This is a genomic window from Pseudonocardia broussonetiae (assembly GCF_013155125.1).
In the GTDB taxonomy this organism is placed as follows: Bacteria; Actinomycetota; Actinomycetes; order Mycobacteriales; family Pseudonocardiaceae; genus Pseudonocardia; species Pseudonocardia broussonetiae.
Map to the genome: position 1 here is coordinate 78,542 of NZ_CP053564.1, position 12,485 is coordinate 91,026.

At 76.0% G+C, this 12,485-nt stretch carries 11 protein-coding genes and 1 pseudogene; 9 read left to right on the forward strand and 3 right to left on the reverse strand.

All coding sequences use genetic code 11. The annotated features are described in order from the left end of the window. Position 1: 1 nt before the first annotated feature. From HOP40_RS00395 to HOP40_RS00405, 3 genes are read left to right on the forward strand one after another with little or no spacing between them, the layout of a single operon-like run. Positions 2-703 carry an ABC transporter permease gene (locus HOP40_RS00395; RefSeq protein ID WP_172153861.1) on the forward strand — a complete coding sequence of 234 codons (702 nt, stop codon included), beginning with the start codon at positions 2-4 and terminating at the stop codon, positions 701-703. Then, the gene (locus tag HOP40_RS00400; protein WP_172153862.1) at positions 700-1,767 is read left to right on the forward strand and encodes an ABC transporter ATP-binding protein; all 1,068 of its coding nucleotides are present in this window, start codon (positions 700-702) and stop codon (positions 1,765-1,767) included. The genes HOP40_RS00395 and HOP40_RS00400 overlap by 4 nt, the downstream gene beginning before the upstream one ends. Positions 1,768-1,775: 8 nt before the next feature. Continuing rightward, the gene (locus HOP40_RS00405) at positions 1,776-2,597 is read left to right on the forward strand and encodes an alpha/beta fold hydrolase (protein ID WP_172153863.1); all 822 of its coding nucleotides are present in this window, start codon (positions 1,776-1,778) and stop codon (positions 2,595-2,597) included. A 4-nt stretch (positions 2,598-2,601) separates the two neighbouring features. On the opposite strand, the gene HOP40_RS00410 is transcribed toward HOP40_RS00405, so the two are convergent. After that, on the reverse strand, positions 2,602-4,311 hold the full coding sequence (locus tag HOP40_RS00410; protein ID WP_172153864.1) for a helix-turn-helix domain-containing protein: 1,710 nt from the start codon (positions 4,309-4,311) through the stop codon (positions 2,602-2,604). Positions 4,312-4,434: 123 nt separating this feature from the next. Between HOP40_RS00410 and HOP40_RS00415 the strand changes: the two genes are divergently transcribed. Together HOP40_RS00415 and HOP40_RS00420 are read left to right on the forward strand one after the other, a co-directional pair. Continuing rightward, entirely contained in the window at positions 4,435-5,727 is a 1,293-nt protein-coding gene (locus HOP40_RS00415; RefSeq protein WP_172153865.1) for an MFS transporter, read from the forward strand. Continuing rightward, entirely contained in the window at positions 5,724-7,151 is a 1,428-nt protein-coding gene (locus tag HOP40_RS00420) for an FAD-binding oxidoreductase (protein WP_172153866.1), read from the forward strand. Before HOP40_RS00415 ends, HOP40_RS00420 begins: the two co-directional genes overlap by 4 nt. A gap of 151 nt (positions 7,152-7,302) precedes the next feature. On the opposite strand, the gene HOP40_RS00425 is transcribed toward HOP40_RS00420, so the two are convergent. Together HOP40_RS00425 and HOP40_RS00430 are read right to left on the reverse strand one after the other, a co-directional pair. After that, complete coding sequence (locus tag HOP40_RS00425; RefSeq protein ID WP_172153867.1) at positions 7,303-8,643, reverse strand: MFS transporter; 1,341 nt, start codon at positions 8,641-8,643, stop codon at positions 7,303-7,305. Next, positions 8,640-8,999, reverse strand: a pseudogene (locus tag HOP40_RS00430) (hypothetical protein); the annotation flags it as partial. The pseudogene HOP40_RS00430 and the gene HOP40_RS00425, both read right to left, overlap by 4 nt. A 272-nt stretch (positions 9,000-9,271) precedes the next feature. Here HOP40_RS00430 and HOP40_RS00435 point away from each other — a divergent pair. From HOP40_RS00435 to HOP40_RS00450, 4 genes are read left to right on the forward strand one after another with little or no spacing between them, the layout of a single operon-like run. Beyond that, positions 9,272-9,718, forward strand: a complete 447-nt coding sequence (locus HOP40_RS00435; protein WP_172153868.1) for a thiolase C-terminal domain-containing protein — start codon at positions 9,272-9,274, stop codon at positions 9,716-9,718. Between the two features lie 5 nt (positions 9,719-9,723). Beyond that, positions 9,724-10,539, forward strand: a complete 816-nt coding sequence (locus tag HOP40_RS00440) for an enoyl-CoA hydratase/isomerase family protein (RefSeq protein WP_172153869.1) — start codon at positions 9,724-9,726, stop codon at positions 10,537-10,539. A 9-nt stretch (positions 10,540-10,548) separates the two neighbouring features. Further along, positions 10,549-11,334 carry an SDR family NAD(P)-dependent oxidoreductase gene (locus HOP40_RS00445; RefSeq protein WP_205347038.1) on the forward strand — a complete coding sequence of 262 codons (786 nt, stop codon included), beginning with the start codon at positions 10,549-10,551 and terminating at the stop codon, positions 11,332-11,334. Continuing rightward, the gene (locus tag HOP40_RS00450; protein WP_172153870.1) at positions 11,331-12,464 is read left to right on the forward strand and encodes a CaiB/BaiF CoA transferase family protein; all 1,134 of its coding nucleotides are present in this window, start codon (positions 11,331-11,333) and stop codon (positions 12,462-12,464) included. Before HOP40_RS00445 ends, HOP40_RS00450 begins: the two co-directional genes overlap by 4 nt. Positions 12,465-12,485 lie beyond the last annotated feature (21 nt).

Genomic DNA, 12,485 nt, shown 5'->3' on the forward strand with positions numbered 1-12,485 from the left:
GATGGACGTCCTGCTCGACGGCCTGGTGGAGGCGTGGCGGCTGCTGGTCGGCGGCGACGCGGACACCTGGGAGATCACCGCACTGACGCTGCGGGTCTCGCTGACCGCGACCGCCGTGGCACTGGTCCTCGGTGTGCCCCTGGGCGCGGTGGTCGCGCTGACCCGGTTCCGGGGGCGACGGGTCGTGCTCGCCGCCGCCAACACCGGCCTCGGGCTGCCGCCGGTGGTGATCGGGCTGTTCGTCACCGTGCTGCTGTGGCGCAGCGGCCCGCTCGGGGCGTTCGAGCTGCTCTACACACCGACGGCGATGATCGTCGCGCAGGCGGCGATCGCCACGCCCGTCGTGGTCGCGCTGGCCACCGTGGCGCTGCACCAGGTCGACCCGGACTTCCTCGTCCAGATGCAGGGCCTCGGCGCGACCCGCGGCCGGGCGCTGCTCGCGCTGTTCGGTGAGGCGCGGCTCCCGCTGCTCGCCGCGGCCATGGCCGCGTTCGGGGCGGTGGTCAGCGAGGTGGGTGCGGCGCAGATGGTGGGCGGCAACCTGGCCGGGGAGACCCGGGTGCTCACCACCGCGGCGGTGCTCGCCACCAGCCGCGGCGACTTCGCCCTGGCCATCGCGTTCGGGATGATCCTGCTGCTCATCGCGTTCGCCGTGAACCTGGTGCTGACCCTCGCCCACCACCGCGAGCCCGCCCGACCGTGAGCCCCCGGATCGGGTGCCGCGACCTGCGGGTCGGCGTGCGCGACCGCGAACTGCTGCACGTGGAGCACCTCGACGTCGAGGCCGGTGAGGCGCTGGCGGTGCTCGGACCCAACGGCGCCGGGAAGTCCACGCTGCTGCGCGCGCTCGCCCAGATCGGCCGGCTGCACCGCACCGGACAGGTCCTGCTCGACGGGCGCCCCGTCGACGCCCGGGCGATGCGAGGCGCGGTCGCCGCGGTGCTGCAGCGCCCGATCCTGCGCCGGGGGACGGTCGCGGCCAACGCCGCCGCGGGACTGCGGCTGCGCGGTGCCGGCCGTGCCGAGGCCGCCCGCCGGTCCGCGCCCTGGCTCGACGCCCTCGGCGTCGGGCACCTGGCCGGCCGCGACGCCCGGACGCTGTCCGGCGGCGAGGCCCAGCGGGTGGCGATCGCCCGCGCGCTCGCCGTCGGGCCACGGGTGCTGCTGCTCGACGAACCCTTCAGCGGACTGGACGCCACCACCCGCACCGACCTGCTCGCCGACCTGCGCGCGGTGCTCGACGACCTCGACACCGCCACCGTGCTCGTCACCCACGACCGCTACGAGGCCCGTGCTCTCGCCGGGCGCACCGCGCTGCTCGTGGCCGGGCGGATCCGCCAGCACGGCCCCACCGCCGAGGTGCTCGACCGGCCCGCCGACGCCGACTGCGCGCAGCTCGTCGGCTGCACCAACCTGTTCCCGCCCTCCCTCACCGGGCGGTCCGGGCTGCTCGCCGCCCGTCCCGAGCACTGCCGCCCGCTGCGGCCCGACGACAGCGCGCCGCCCGGCGACGGCGACGTCCGGGTGCGGGGCACCGTCCGCCGGATCGTGCCGTGGGGTGCCGGCGTGCGCGTCGACGTCGACCCCGGGACCGGCGGTCCGGCACTGACCTGCCTCGTTCCCACCGGCCCCGACGGAGACCTGCACCGCGGCACGCCCACGGTCGTCACCGTCGGGAGCGCCGATCTGCGCGCGGTCGCGGCGTCCGGCGACGCAGCTCCCCTGCCCGCACCCGTCCTCCGGGGCGGGCGGCGTCACCGGTGGTAGAAGGGACTATGACCGCCACGACGCACTCCACGACGGCGACCGACGGCGCGCGCGTCGACTACACCGAGCACCACCGCTCCGGCGCCGGCCGCCCGGTGGTGCTGCTCGCCGGGTTCGGGGCGCCGGCGACCTCGTGGCTGCACCAGGTGCCCGCGCTCGTGCGGGCGGACCACCGGGTGGTCACCGTGGACCTGCCCGGCCACGGCACCGCGGGCCCGACGCCGGACGGCAGCACCATGGCGGGCCGCGCCGACCACCTGCACGCGCTGCTCGAGCACCTGGACCTGCACGGCGCCGTGCTCGTCGGCGGCTCGATGGGCGGCAACACGATCTGGGCGCGCGTGGCGGCCCACGGCACCGGGCGGCTGGCCGGCGTCGTGATCGCCGACCAGACGCCGACGATGGTCAACACGGCCGACTGGCCGCACGGGTTCTACGGCTACACCGAGGCCAACCGGGAGGCGTTCTTCGACGACGGCATCCCGGGCACCGGGCACGGCACGCCGCTGTGGCGCCGGGGCCTGCGCCTGGTCCGGCTGCTCCGGGCGATGCGGGGCGCGCGGCGCACGCTGAGCCCGGCCGACCACGTGCTCCTCGACGACCACGGCGCCGCCGACTGGCGCGGCACGGTGCGTGCGGTGGACGTGCCCGTCCTCTTCGTCGCCGGGGCCGAGAGCGAGCTGTGGCCCGCCGCCCACGCCGACGCGTCGGCCGCACTCACCCCCCGCGCCCGCGCGGTCACGATCCCCGGCGCCGGCCACGCGGTGAACATGGAGCAGCCCGCGGCGTTCAACCGGGCGCTGCTGGAGTTCGTGCAGGGCCTGGGCTGATCCCTCAGCCGAGCCGGCCCGACGCCGCGTGCAGGACCAGGAGCACCTGCAGGTCCAGCGCCCGCTTCTGCCAGCCGTCCCCGAGCAGGCGGTCGAGCGTCGCCAGCCGCTGGTAGAGCGTGTTGACGTGGACGCCGAGCGCGGCGGCGGTAGAGGTCGGGCGCCGCCCGTGCTCGAGGTAGGTGCGCAGCGTGTCGACCAGCGGCACCCGGCGCACCCGCTCCTCCGCCAGCACCCGGCCGAGCTCGCGCTGCACCTGGTCGGCGAGCTCGCGGCGCCCGGAGTGGCTGAGCAGCACGGCGAACACGCCGAGGTCGCCCGCGCGGACCAGCTCGCCGTCACGTCCCAGCGCGGTGAGCGCCCGGGCGGTCCGGCTCGCGTCGGCGTAGGCCCGGCGCAGCTCCGACGCGGGCACCGGCCCGGCGAGGCCGGCCGTCGGCGCCCCCGCGCGGGTCCAGGCGTCGTGCAGGTCCGCGCCGTCCGCGCCCGCACCCACCGGGCGCACCAGCACGAGCTGGCCCCGTAGTGCGGCGGCGGCGCCCGGCTCGCCGGGCAGCCCGGCCGCCCACCGGCGCGCCGCCTCGGGGTCGCCGTCCGCCACCAGCACCAGGTGCTCGCGGCGCGGGTCGAGGCCGGCACCGCGCAGCCGGCGCCGCTCCGCCGCGGCGTCGGGTTCGGCGCGGGTGAGCAGGTCGACGGTCGCGATGTCGCGCCCGAGGCGGTCGGCGCGCTCCGCGGCGCGGCGCCCGGTCAGCGTGAGCGCCAGCACCGGCGCCGCCCGCTCCATGAGGAGCACGACGGCCGGGTCCGGATCGGGGTCGTCGACGGCGAGGGCGCCGAGGAGGTCGCCCGCGGCCACGACGGGGCGGACGACGCCAACGTGCGGGCCCCGCGCGGCGTCCGGGTCGAGCCACCGCAGCGGGGTGGGCGTCATCGCCCGCACCCGCTCCAGCAGCGAGTCCAGGTCGCCGCCCTCGAGGACGGCCGCGGTGAGCTCGGCGTCGAGCGCCAGGGTGCGCTGCAGCACCGCCTCCGACTCCGCCAGCCGCTGCCGCGACCGCGCGTTGTCGATGGCGAGGGCGGCGTGCGCGGCCAGGCCCTGCAGCAGCCGCACCTCGTCGTCGTCGAACACCCGCTCCTGGCGCTTCGCCGCCAGCAGCGCCCCCAGGACCCGGCCGCGGACGGCGAGCGGGACGCCGAGCAGGCCGCGCAGCCCCTCGGCCGACGCCGCCCGGTCGGCCGTCTCCTCGTGCTCGATCCGGGCCTCGGTGCGGTAGTCGCGGGTCCACATCGCCTCGCCCGAGGCGATCACCCGGCCGATCAGGCCGCCGCCCGCGGGCAGGCGCACGCCCACCAGCCGCGGGCTGCGGGCACCGTCGGCCACCGCGATCCGCATGGCCCGGTCCTCGCCCTCGACCAGCGCCAGGTAGGTGAGGTCGACGCCGAGCAGCCGCCGCGCCTGCGCGACGACCTCGCGCAGCAGGTCCTCCGGGTCGAGCACCACGGCGAGCCGTCCCGCCACGTCGTTGAGCGCCGCGAGCTCGACCGCCCGCTGGCGGCGCTCGGCCAGCAGCGCGGCCACCTCGAGCGCCGCGCGGGCCTGCGCGTCGGCCCGCTCGGGGGGCGTCCCCGCGGCGACGAGGGCGCGCCGGTGCGCCTCGAGCGCGTCGAGCGACGCCTGGCCGGCCAGCAGGTGCACCCAGTCCGACGTCATGTGGAGGATCCTGCCACCGGATCGGCGGGACGACGGAGGATCCGTCCATTACGCGGCGGGGTGCCCGCACCGCACCCTGGTGCGACCACCGAGCGACAGCGCCGCCGACTCCAGGAGAACACGATGACCCGAGCGATCCCGTCGCCCACCACGGACGGTGCCGACGCCCCGGCCGCCGGGGTGCGGCCGTCCGGCCTGCGCCGCCTGTCGTTCGGGCTGCTGATGGTGTACGTGTCCATCCTCGCCATCAACTCCGGCGGCCTCGGCATCCTGATCCCCGACCTGGTCAGCCGCATCGACGAGGCGAACAAGGTCGGCAACCTCGCGATCGTCTCCACCGTCGCGTTCCTCGCCAACGTCTTCGCGCAGCCGATCGCGGGCGCCCTGTCCGACGCGACGCGCTCGCGGTTCGGCCGCCGGACGCCGTGGATGGTCGGCGGTGGACTCGTGGCCGCAGGGTTCATGGTCGGGCTGCCGATGGCGGGCTCGGTCGTCACCGTCGCGATCGTCTGGCTCGCCGTGCAGCTCGGCGTGAACGCCCTGCAGGCCGCGGCCACCGCGCTCGTCCCCGACCGCTTCCCGCCCGCCCGCCGCGGCGGCGTCTCCGGCATGGTCGGCCTCGGCATCACCATCGGCAACGCGGTCGGCGCGATCGTCGCGGGCTCGCTGGCCGCGCAGGGCGCGCTCCCCTATCTGGTGCTGGCCGTCCTGATGGTCGTGGTCGTCGGCTCGTTCGTGCTGGTCAACCGCGACTCGTCCAGCCTCACCGACGCCCCGCGCGAGCCGTTCTCGCCGACGGCGTTCCTCGCCGGCTTCTGGGTCTCGCCGCGCCGCCACCCCGACTTCGCCTGGGCCTTCGCGTCACGCTTCCTCATGGTGATCGGCTTCTACGGCGCCCAGACCTACGGCCTCTACATCCTGCGCGACTACGTGGGCCTGTCCGACACCGAGTCGACCGCCGTCGCCGCCCAGGTCGGCATCGTGCTGCTCGTCGGCGTCCTCCTCTCGGCTCTGGCCAGCGGCTGGCTGTCGGACAAGGTGGGCCGGCGCAAGCCCTTCATCGTGTGGTCCTCGGTCGTCATGGCGATCGCCCTGGCCGTCCCGCTGTTCGTGCCGACCGTCACCGGCGTGCTGGTCTACAGCTTCCTGCTCGGCCTGGGCTTCGGGACCTACATCTCGATCGACCTCGCCCTGATGACCGAGGTCCTGCCCGCCCGGCCCGCCGGCGGGCAGAGCACCGCGGGACGCGACCTGGCCGTCCTCGGCCTGGCCACCACGCTGCCGCAGGCGCTGAGCCCGTCGATCGCGGCCGGCCTGGTGAGCGCCACCGGCGGCTACCCCGCCGTGTTCGTCTCCGGCATCGTGTTCGTCATCATCGGCGCGGTGGCCGTCCTGCCGATCCGGTCGGTCCGATGACCGCCGTCCTGCCCGACGTCGACCGGGACCGGCACCACGCCGAGGACGCGCTGCGCTCCGCCCTCGTGCTGCTGCTCCCCGAGGGGACGGTCCTCACCGCCCCCGAGTCCCGCGAGCAGTACCGGGATGACGAGGCCGAGTGGGCGCCGTCCGCCCTCCCGGTCGCGGTGGTGCGGCCGACCACCGCCGAGCAGGTCCGCGACGTGGTGCGGCTGTGCCTGCGGCACGGCGCGCCCGTCGTCGCCCGCGGGGCGGGCACCGGCCTGTCCGGCGGCGCCAACGCCGTCGAGGGCGGCGTGGTCGTCAGCCTGGAGCGGATGGACGCGGTGGTCGAGGTGAACACCCTCGAGCGCTACGCGGTCGTGCAGCCGGGCGTCGTCAACGACGACCTGCGCTCGGCCGCCGCGGAGGTGGGGCTCTGGTACCCGCCGGACCCGGCCAGCTCCCCCTGGTCGACGATCGGCGGCAACGTGGCCACCAACGCGGGTGGCGTCTGCTGCGTGAAGTACGGCGTGACGCGCGACTACGTGCTCGCGCTGCAGGTCGTCACCGGCACCGGCGAGCTCGTGCGGGTCGGGCGGCGCACCGCCAAGGGCGTCGCGGGCTACGACCTGGTCGGCCTGCTCGTGGGGTCCGAGGGCACCCTCGGCATCGTCACCGAGGTCACCGTCCGGCTGCGCCCGGCCCGGCCGGCCGAGCAGACGGTCGTCGGCTACTTCGACTCGCTGGTGGCGGCGGGCGGGGCCGTCGCCGCCGTCGCCGCGGCGGGCGTGGTCCCGTCCGCGCTCGAGCTGCTCGACGAGCAGTGCCTCGCCGCGGTCGACGCGTGGAAGAACACCGGCCTGCGCGCCGACGCCGTCGCGATCCTGCTGGCCCGCGTCGACGCCCCCGGGCCGGCCGGGGACGCCGAGGCCGACGCGGTGCTCGCCGCCTTCGAGACGGCCGGCGCGAGCTGGGCGGCCCGGTCCGGCGACCAGGCGGAGGCCGACGCGCTGTTCGCCGCGCGCCGCCTCGCCTACCCCGCGCTCGAACGGCTCGGCCCGGTGCTCACCGAGGACGTCTGCGTCCCGGTGGGCGCCGTCCCCGCGATGCTCGCCCGCGTCGAGGAGATCGGGCGGCGCCACGACGTCCGGGTCGCGACCATCGCCCACGCGGGCGACGGCAACCTGCACCCGCTGCTCATCACGCCCCCCGGCGACGACGCCGCCCGCGAGCGGGCGCAGCGCGCCTTCGCCGAGATCATCACGGCGGCGCTGGACCTCGGCGGGACCGTCACCGGCGAGCACGGCGTGGGCCTGCTCAAGCGCGACGGCCTGGAGGCCGAGCTCGACCCGGCCGTCACCGAGATGCACCGCGCCCTGCGGCGCGCGCTCGACCCGCACGGGATCCTCAACCCCGGCAAGGTCGTCGCCGCGCGGCCGTAGAGCGGCAGCCCTCACACGACCACCACGCGGGTGTGCACGGTCAAGGACATGCGGGTGCCTCTCCTCCCGTCTCACGACCGCGCCGATCGGTCGTCGGTCAAGCGCGGTGCCTGCTCGTCTCGGTGCCTGCTCGTCTCCGTGCCTGCTCGTCTCAGTGCGTGCGCAGGTCCGACCAGGCCGTCTCGCGGATCCCGAGCGACACGGCGCCGCTCAGCAGGGCGGCGGCGAGCAGGTACCACGCTGGGGCGATCACGCTGCCGGTCGCCGACACCAGCAGCGTCGACACGAGCGGGGCGGTACCGCTGAAGATCGCGGTCACCAGTGCGTGCGGGAAGGCCATGGCGGTGGTGCGGTTGCGGGCGGGGAACATCTCGGCGAAGAGCGACGGGATCACGCCGAGCCCGATCGCCACGGGGACCCAGAGCAGGAGCTGCCCGGCGAGCGCCGGCCCGAACCCGCCCGTCGACAGCAGCAGGTAGGCGGGGAAGGCGAGGACGGCGAGCAGGACGGCCGAGGCGAGCATCATCGGCCTGCGTCCGACGCGGTCGGACAGGTGTCCGGCGGCCAGGACGAGCAGCGAGCCGATGGTGGTGGCGACCAGGGCCGTGCCGTAGGCGACGCCCGGCGGCTGCTGCACCACGACGAGCAGGTAGGACAGGACGAACCCGAGGACGGTGTAGGAGCCGACGGCGACGGCGATGCCGATGCCGAAGACCTGCAGCATCGGCCGGATCGAACGCGACGGGGCGGCCTGCCCCGGCGCGGCCGCCGCGGCCTCGGCCTTCATCGCCTGGAAGGCCGGGGACTCGGTCGCGCGGCGCCGCAGGTAGCGGCCGATCAGCAGGAGCGGGACGCTGAGCAGGAACGCCAGCCGCCACCAGCCGTCGGCCACGCCCTGCGGCGTGACGACCGCGTTGAGCACCACGACCACGGCGAGGCCGAGCGCGAAGCCCAGTGCCGCGGTGACGTAGGTGATCGAGCCGTACAGCCCGCGGCGCCGGGGAGGCGCGACCTCGACGAGGTAGGTCGTGGCCGTGGCGAACTCCCCGCCGATGGCCATGCCCTGCGCGACCCGGAGCAGGACGAGCAGGACCGGCGCCGCCACCCCGATCGCGGCGTAGGTGGGCAGCAGCCCCATCCCGACGGTCGAGACCCCCATCAGGACGATGATCACCACGAGCCCGGACCTGCGGCCGCGGTGGTCGGACAGCCGGCCGAACACGAGCGCACCGATCGGCCGGGCGACGTAGCCGACGGCGAAGACGGACAGGCTCGCCAGCAGGCTGGCCGAGGCGCTGGTGGACGGGAAGAAGAGCGGCCCGAGGATGCTGGCGAGCGTCGCGTAGACCGCGAAGTCGTACCACTCCAGCAGGTTGCCCATGGCGATCGCGACGACCGCCCGGCGCCGGACGGCCGCGGTGGGCCGCTCGACGACGGCGACGGTGTCGGGCTCGGCGGTCCCGGAGGGGGCGCTGTCTGCGGGGACGGTCATGGTGGAGCTCCTTCGCTCGCACTGCGGGACAGGAACGTGCAGGTACGGCTCACCAGGCGGGACACGAGGTCCCCGACGGCGCCGATCGCGGCGTCGGCGGCGGCGTCGTCGTCGAGGTCGCGGGTGTCGACGCCCATCGCGTCGGCGATCACCCGCAGCCGGGGCAGGGTCTGCGCCCGGGTGAACTCCATGACCAGCGGCAGCATGATGATCGCGGAGGTCACCCCGTGGACCATGTCGAACTCGGCGGCGAGCTGGTGCCCGATGCCGTGCGAGAGGCCCACCCCGACGTGGGGCAGCCCGAAGATCGACAGCCAGGTGCCGAGCAGGCAGTCCGTCCGGGCCTGCTCGTCGTGCGGGTCCGCGGCGCTGCCCGCACCGCGTAGGTCACGCGCCGCTCACCGAGGACGAACGCGTCTCGGGCCGGGTAGCGCGCGAGGGCCTCGACGATCACGTCGCTGCAGGAGGGGCCCACCCGGTGGTGGAGGGTCGGTCCGGGAGCCACGTCGCTCTCCCCTCTCCGCGCTGCGCCACGGCGCGCGCTCGGCGTCGGCGGCAATATTGACTTATCAGTAAGTATTTTGCAATCCTCGGACGGCAGGTAGTCACCGTGGACGGAAGGCGCGCCGTGCGAGACGTCAGCATCGCCGGGGTCGGGATCACCGGTTCCGGCACGTTCCCCGACACCTCCCTGCGCGCACCGGGCACCGCCGCGATCGACGAGGCGCTCGCCGACGCCGGTCTCGCGCCCGTCGACGTGGACCTGGTCGTGCACGCCGCGGGCAGCTCGACCGCCGTGCCCGTGCGGCCCGGGAGAAAGCCTGAAGCTCCTGCACTCGGGGGCGACCCGGCTCGGCGGACGCGTGCCGGTCGACCCGAGCGGAGGGCTCGTCTCCCGCGGGCACCGGTCGGCGAGACCGGCGCGGCACAGCTCGTCGAGCTCGTCACCCGGCTCCGCGGCCGGGCGGGCGACCGGCAGGTCGACTCCGCCCGCGTCGCGCTCGCCGAGAACGCCGGCGGCCACACCCATCCCGAGGGCGCAGCGTGCGTCGTCACGATCCTCAGCAAGGACTGATCACCATGACCTCCACCCTGACCGGCACCACCGTGCTGCGGGAACGCCGTGGCGCCGCGCTCTGGCTGCGGCTCAACCGGCCCGACGTGCTCAACGGCATCGACCAGGACGTCCTCGACGGCCTCACCGCGGGCCTCGACGCCGCCGCCGCGGACCCCGACGTGCGCGTCGTCGTCCTCGCGGCGGCCGGCCCGGCCTTCTGCGCCGGTGCGGACCTGCGCTACGCCCGGTCCCTCGCCGACGTCCCCGCGCCGCCCGGCAGCGCGAGTGCGGGCAACGCGTTCCTGCACCGCGTCCGCGCCGTCCTCGACGTCGTCGAGTCCTTCCCCAAGCCGGTGATCGCCGCGGTGAACGGGATCGCGGTCGGCGGCGGCCTCGAGCTGCTCCTGGTGTGCGACCTGGTCGTCGCCTCCCGCACCGCGCGGATCGGCGACGGTCACGCGGTCTACGGGCAGATCCCCGGCGGGGGCGCCTCCGTCCGGCTCGTCCGGCGGCTCGGCCTCTCCACCGCGAAGCACCTGCTGTTCACCGGTGAGCTGCACCCCGCCGAGCGCTACCTCGGCACCGACCTCGTGGTCGACGTGGTCGACCCCGACGAGCTCGTCCCCGCCGTCGACCGGCTGGCCGCGACGGTCGCCGGCCGCAGCCCCGTGGGGCTCGCGACGATGAAGCGGCTGGCCAACGACGCGCACGACACCCCGCTGCCGGTCGCGGTCCTGCGGGAGCTCGAGGCCTCCGCCCTGCACGAGCGCTCCGCCGACTGGCGGGAGGGCATCACCGCCTTCGCCGAGAAGCGCACCCCCGATTTCCCCGGCCACTAGGAGACACCCGTGAACGTCCTGGACATGACCGACCGCGTCGCCCTCGTGACCGGCGCCGGACAGGGGGTCGGCCGGCAGGTCGCCCTGCACATCGCCGCCCACGGCGGCGCCGTGGTGGTCAACGACTACCACCTCGACCGCGCCGAGTCGGTCGCCGCCGAGATCACCGGGCAGGGCGGCCGGGCCGTCGGCCTGCGCTGCGACGTCACCGACCTCGACGCGGTGACCGCGATGGTGGCGCAGGGGGCCGAACGGCTCGGACCGATCGACGTGCTGGTCAACAACGCGGGCAACGCCGGACCCGCCGAGAACGCGCTCGACCGCACACCGCCGTTCTGGGAGACCGGCCCGAAGGACTGGGAGCCCTGGATCGCGACCAACTTCTACGGGGTCCTGCACTCCTGCCGGGCCGTGCTGCCCGGCATGGTCGAGCGCGGCTACGGCCGGGTCGTCTCCGTGATCTCCGACGCCGGCCGCACGGGCGAGCCCCACCTCGCCGTCTACGGCGGGGCCAAGGCGGGCGCGGCCGGCTTCAGCCGCGGGCTCGCGAAGGCGGTGGGGCGGCACGGGATCACCGTGAACTGCGTGGCGCTGTCGACGATCAACACCCCGGGGGTCGCCTCGGTCATCGCCGATCCCGAGGTGGCCAGGAAGGCGCTGCGCAGCTACGTCGTCCGCCGCTTCGGCGAGCCGACCGACGCCGCCAACGCCGTGCTGTTCCTCGCCTCGGACGCGGCGTCGTGGGTGACCGGGCAGACGTACCCGGTCAACGGCGGATACGCGATCACGCCGTGAGCGCCCAGCCGGTCCGGCCGCTGGACGGGTACCGCGTCGTCAGCCTGGCCGAGCAGTACCCCGGCCCCTTCGCCACGATGGTCCTGGGCGACCTCGGGGCGGACGTCGTGCAGGTGGAGCGCCCGCAGGGCGGCGACCCGTCCCGGGCCTTCCCGGGCCACCACGCCGCGCTCAACCGCGGGAAGCGCTCGGTCGCGCTGGACCTGAAGACGCCGTCCGGGCTCGCGGCGTGCCGGGCCCTGGTCGCACGGGCCGACGTGCTGGTGGAGGGCTTCCGCCCGGGCGTGCTCGACCGGCTGGGGCTCTCCCCCGCCGACCTCACCCGCGACCACCCCGGCCTGGTGGTCGTCTCCGTCTCCGGCTTCGGCCAGGACGGCCCCTACCGCGACCGGCCGGCCCACGACCTGTCGTTCCAGGCCGTCGCGGGCCTGCTCGACGCGGAGGCGCCGGTGGTGCCCCAGGTCGCGCTGGCCGACGTCGCCGCCGGGCTGTTCGCCGCGATCGCCGCGCTCACCGGCCTGGCGGGGCGGGCGACCGGGGGGCGCGGCGGGCACTACGACGTCGGCATGTTCGACGCGCTGGTGTCCTTCGTGGTCACCCGGCTCGTGCCCGTCGCGAACGGGATGCCGGCCGACGCGCTCGGGCAGGACCCCGGGTACGGCCTGTTCGCCACCGCCGACGGGCGCTGGATCTCGCTCTCCATCGTGTTCGAGGACCACTTCTGGCGGGCGCTCTGCGCGGTATCGGGGCTCGACGCGCTGGCCGGCCTCACCGCGCCGGAGCGCGCCGCCCGGCGCGACGGGGTGCGGGCCGAGCTGGCCCGGCGCATCGCCGCCGAGCCCCTGGCCCACTGGGAGCGGGTGCTGCCGGCGGCGGGCGTCGCGTACGGCGCCGTGCAGGACCTGGCCGGGCTGGTCGAGGACCCGCACCTGCGGGGTCGGGGGCTCCTGCAGACCGTCGAGGGCCGCCGCCACCTGCGGCAGCCGCTCGTCGTCGACGGCACCGCTCCCGGTCCGCGCAGCGGCGTGCCCGGGCTCGGGGCGCACACCGGGGAGGTCCTGCGGGAGGCGGGCGTGGCGGAGGAGACGGTGGCGGCGGTGCTCGGGGCGGCGCTGACGGGGCGAGGCTGATGGGGCAAGACTGATGGGGCA

Excerpts from the sequence above, each read along its gene's own strand:
- HOP40_RS00395 (WP_172153861.1), top strand. The coding sequence starts at position 2 with ATGGACGTCCTGCTCGACGGCCTGGTGGAGGCGTGGCGGCTGCTGGTC.
- HOP40_RS00405 (WP_172153863.1), top strand. The coding sequence starts at position 1,776 with ATGACCGCCACGACGCACTCCACGACGGCGACCGACGGCGCGCGCGTC.
- HOP40_RS00410 (WP_172153864.1), bottom strand. The coding sequence starts at position 4,311 with ATGACGTCGGACTGGGTGCACCTGCTGGCCGGCCAGGCGTCGCTCGAC.
- HOP40_RS00415 (WP_172153865.1), top strand. The coding sequence starts at position 4,435 with ATGACCCGAGCGATCCCGTCGCCCACCACGGACGGTGCCGACGCCCCG.
- HOP40_RS00420 (WP_172153866.1), top strand. The coding sequence starts at position 5,724 with ATGACCGCCGTCCTGCCCGACGTCGACCGGGACCGGCACCACGCCGAG.
- HOP40_RS00425 (WP_172153867.1), bottom strand. The coding sequence starts at position 8,643 with ATGACCGTCCCCGCAGACAGCGCCCCCTCCGGGACCGCCGAGCCCGAC.
- HOP40_RS00440 (WP_172153869.1), top strand. The coding sequence starts at position 9,724 with ATGACCTCCACCCTGACCGGCACCACCGTGCTGCGGGAACGCCGTGGC.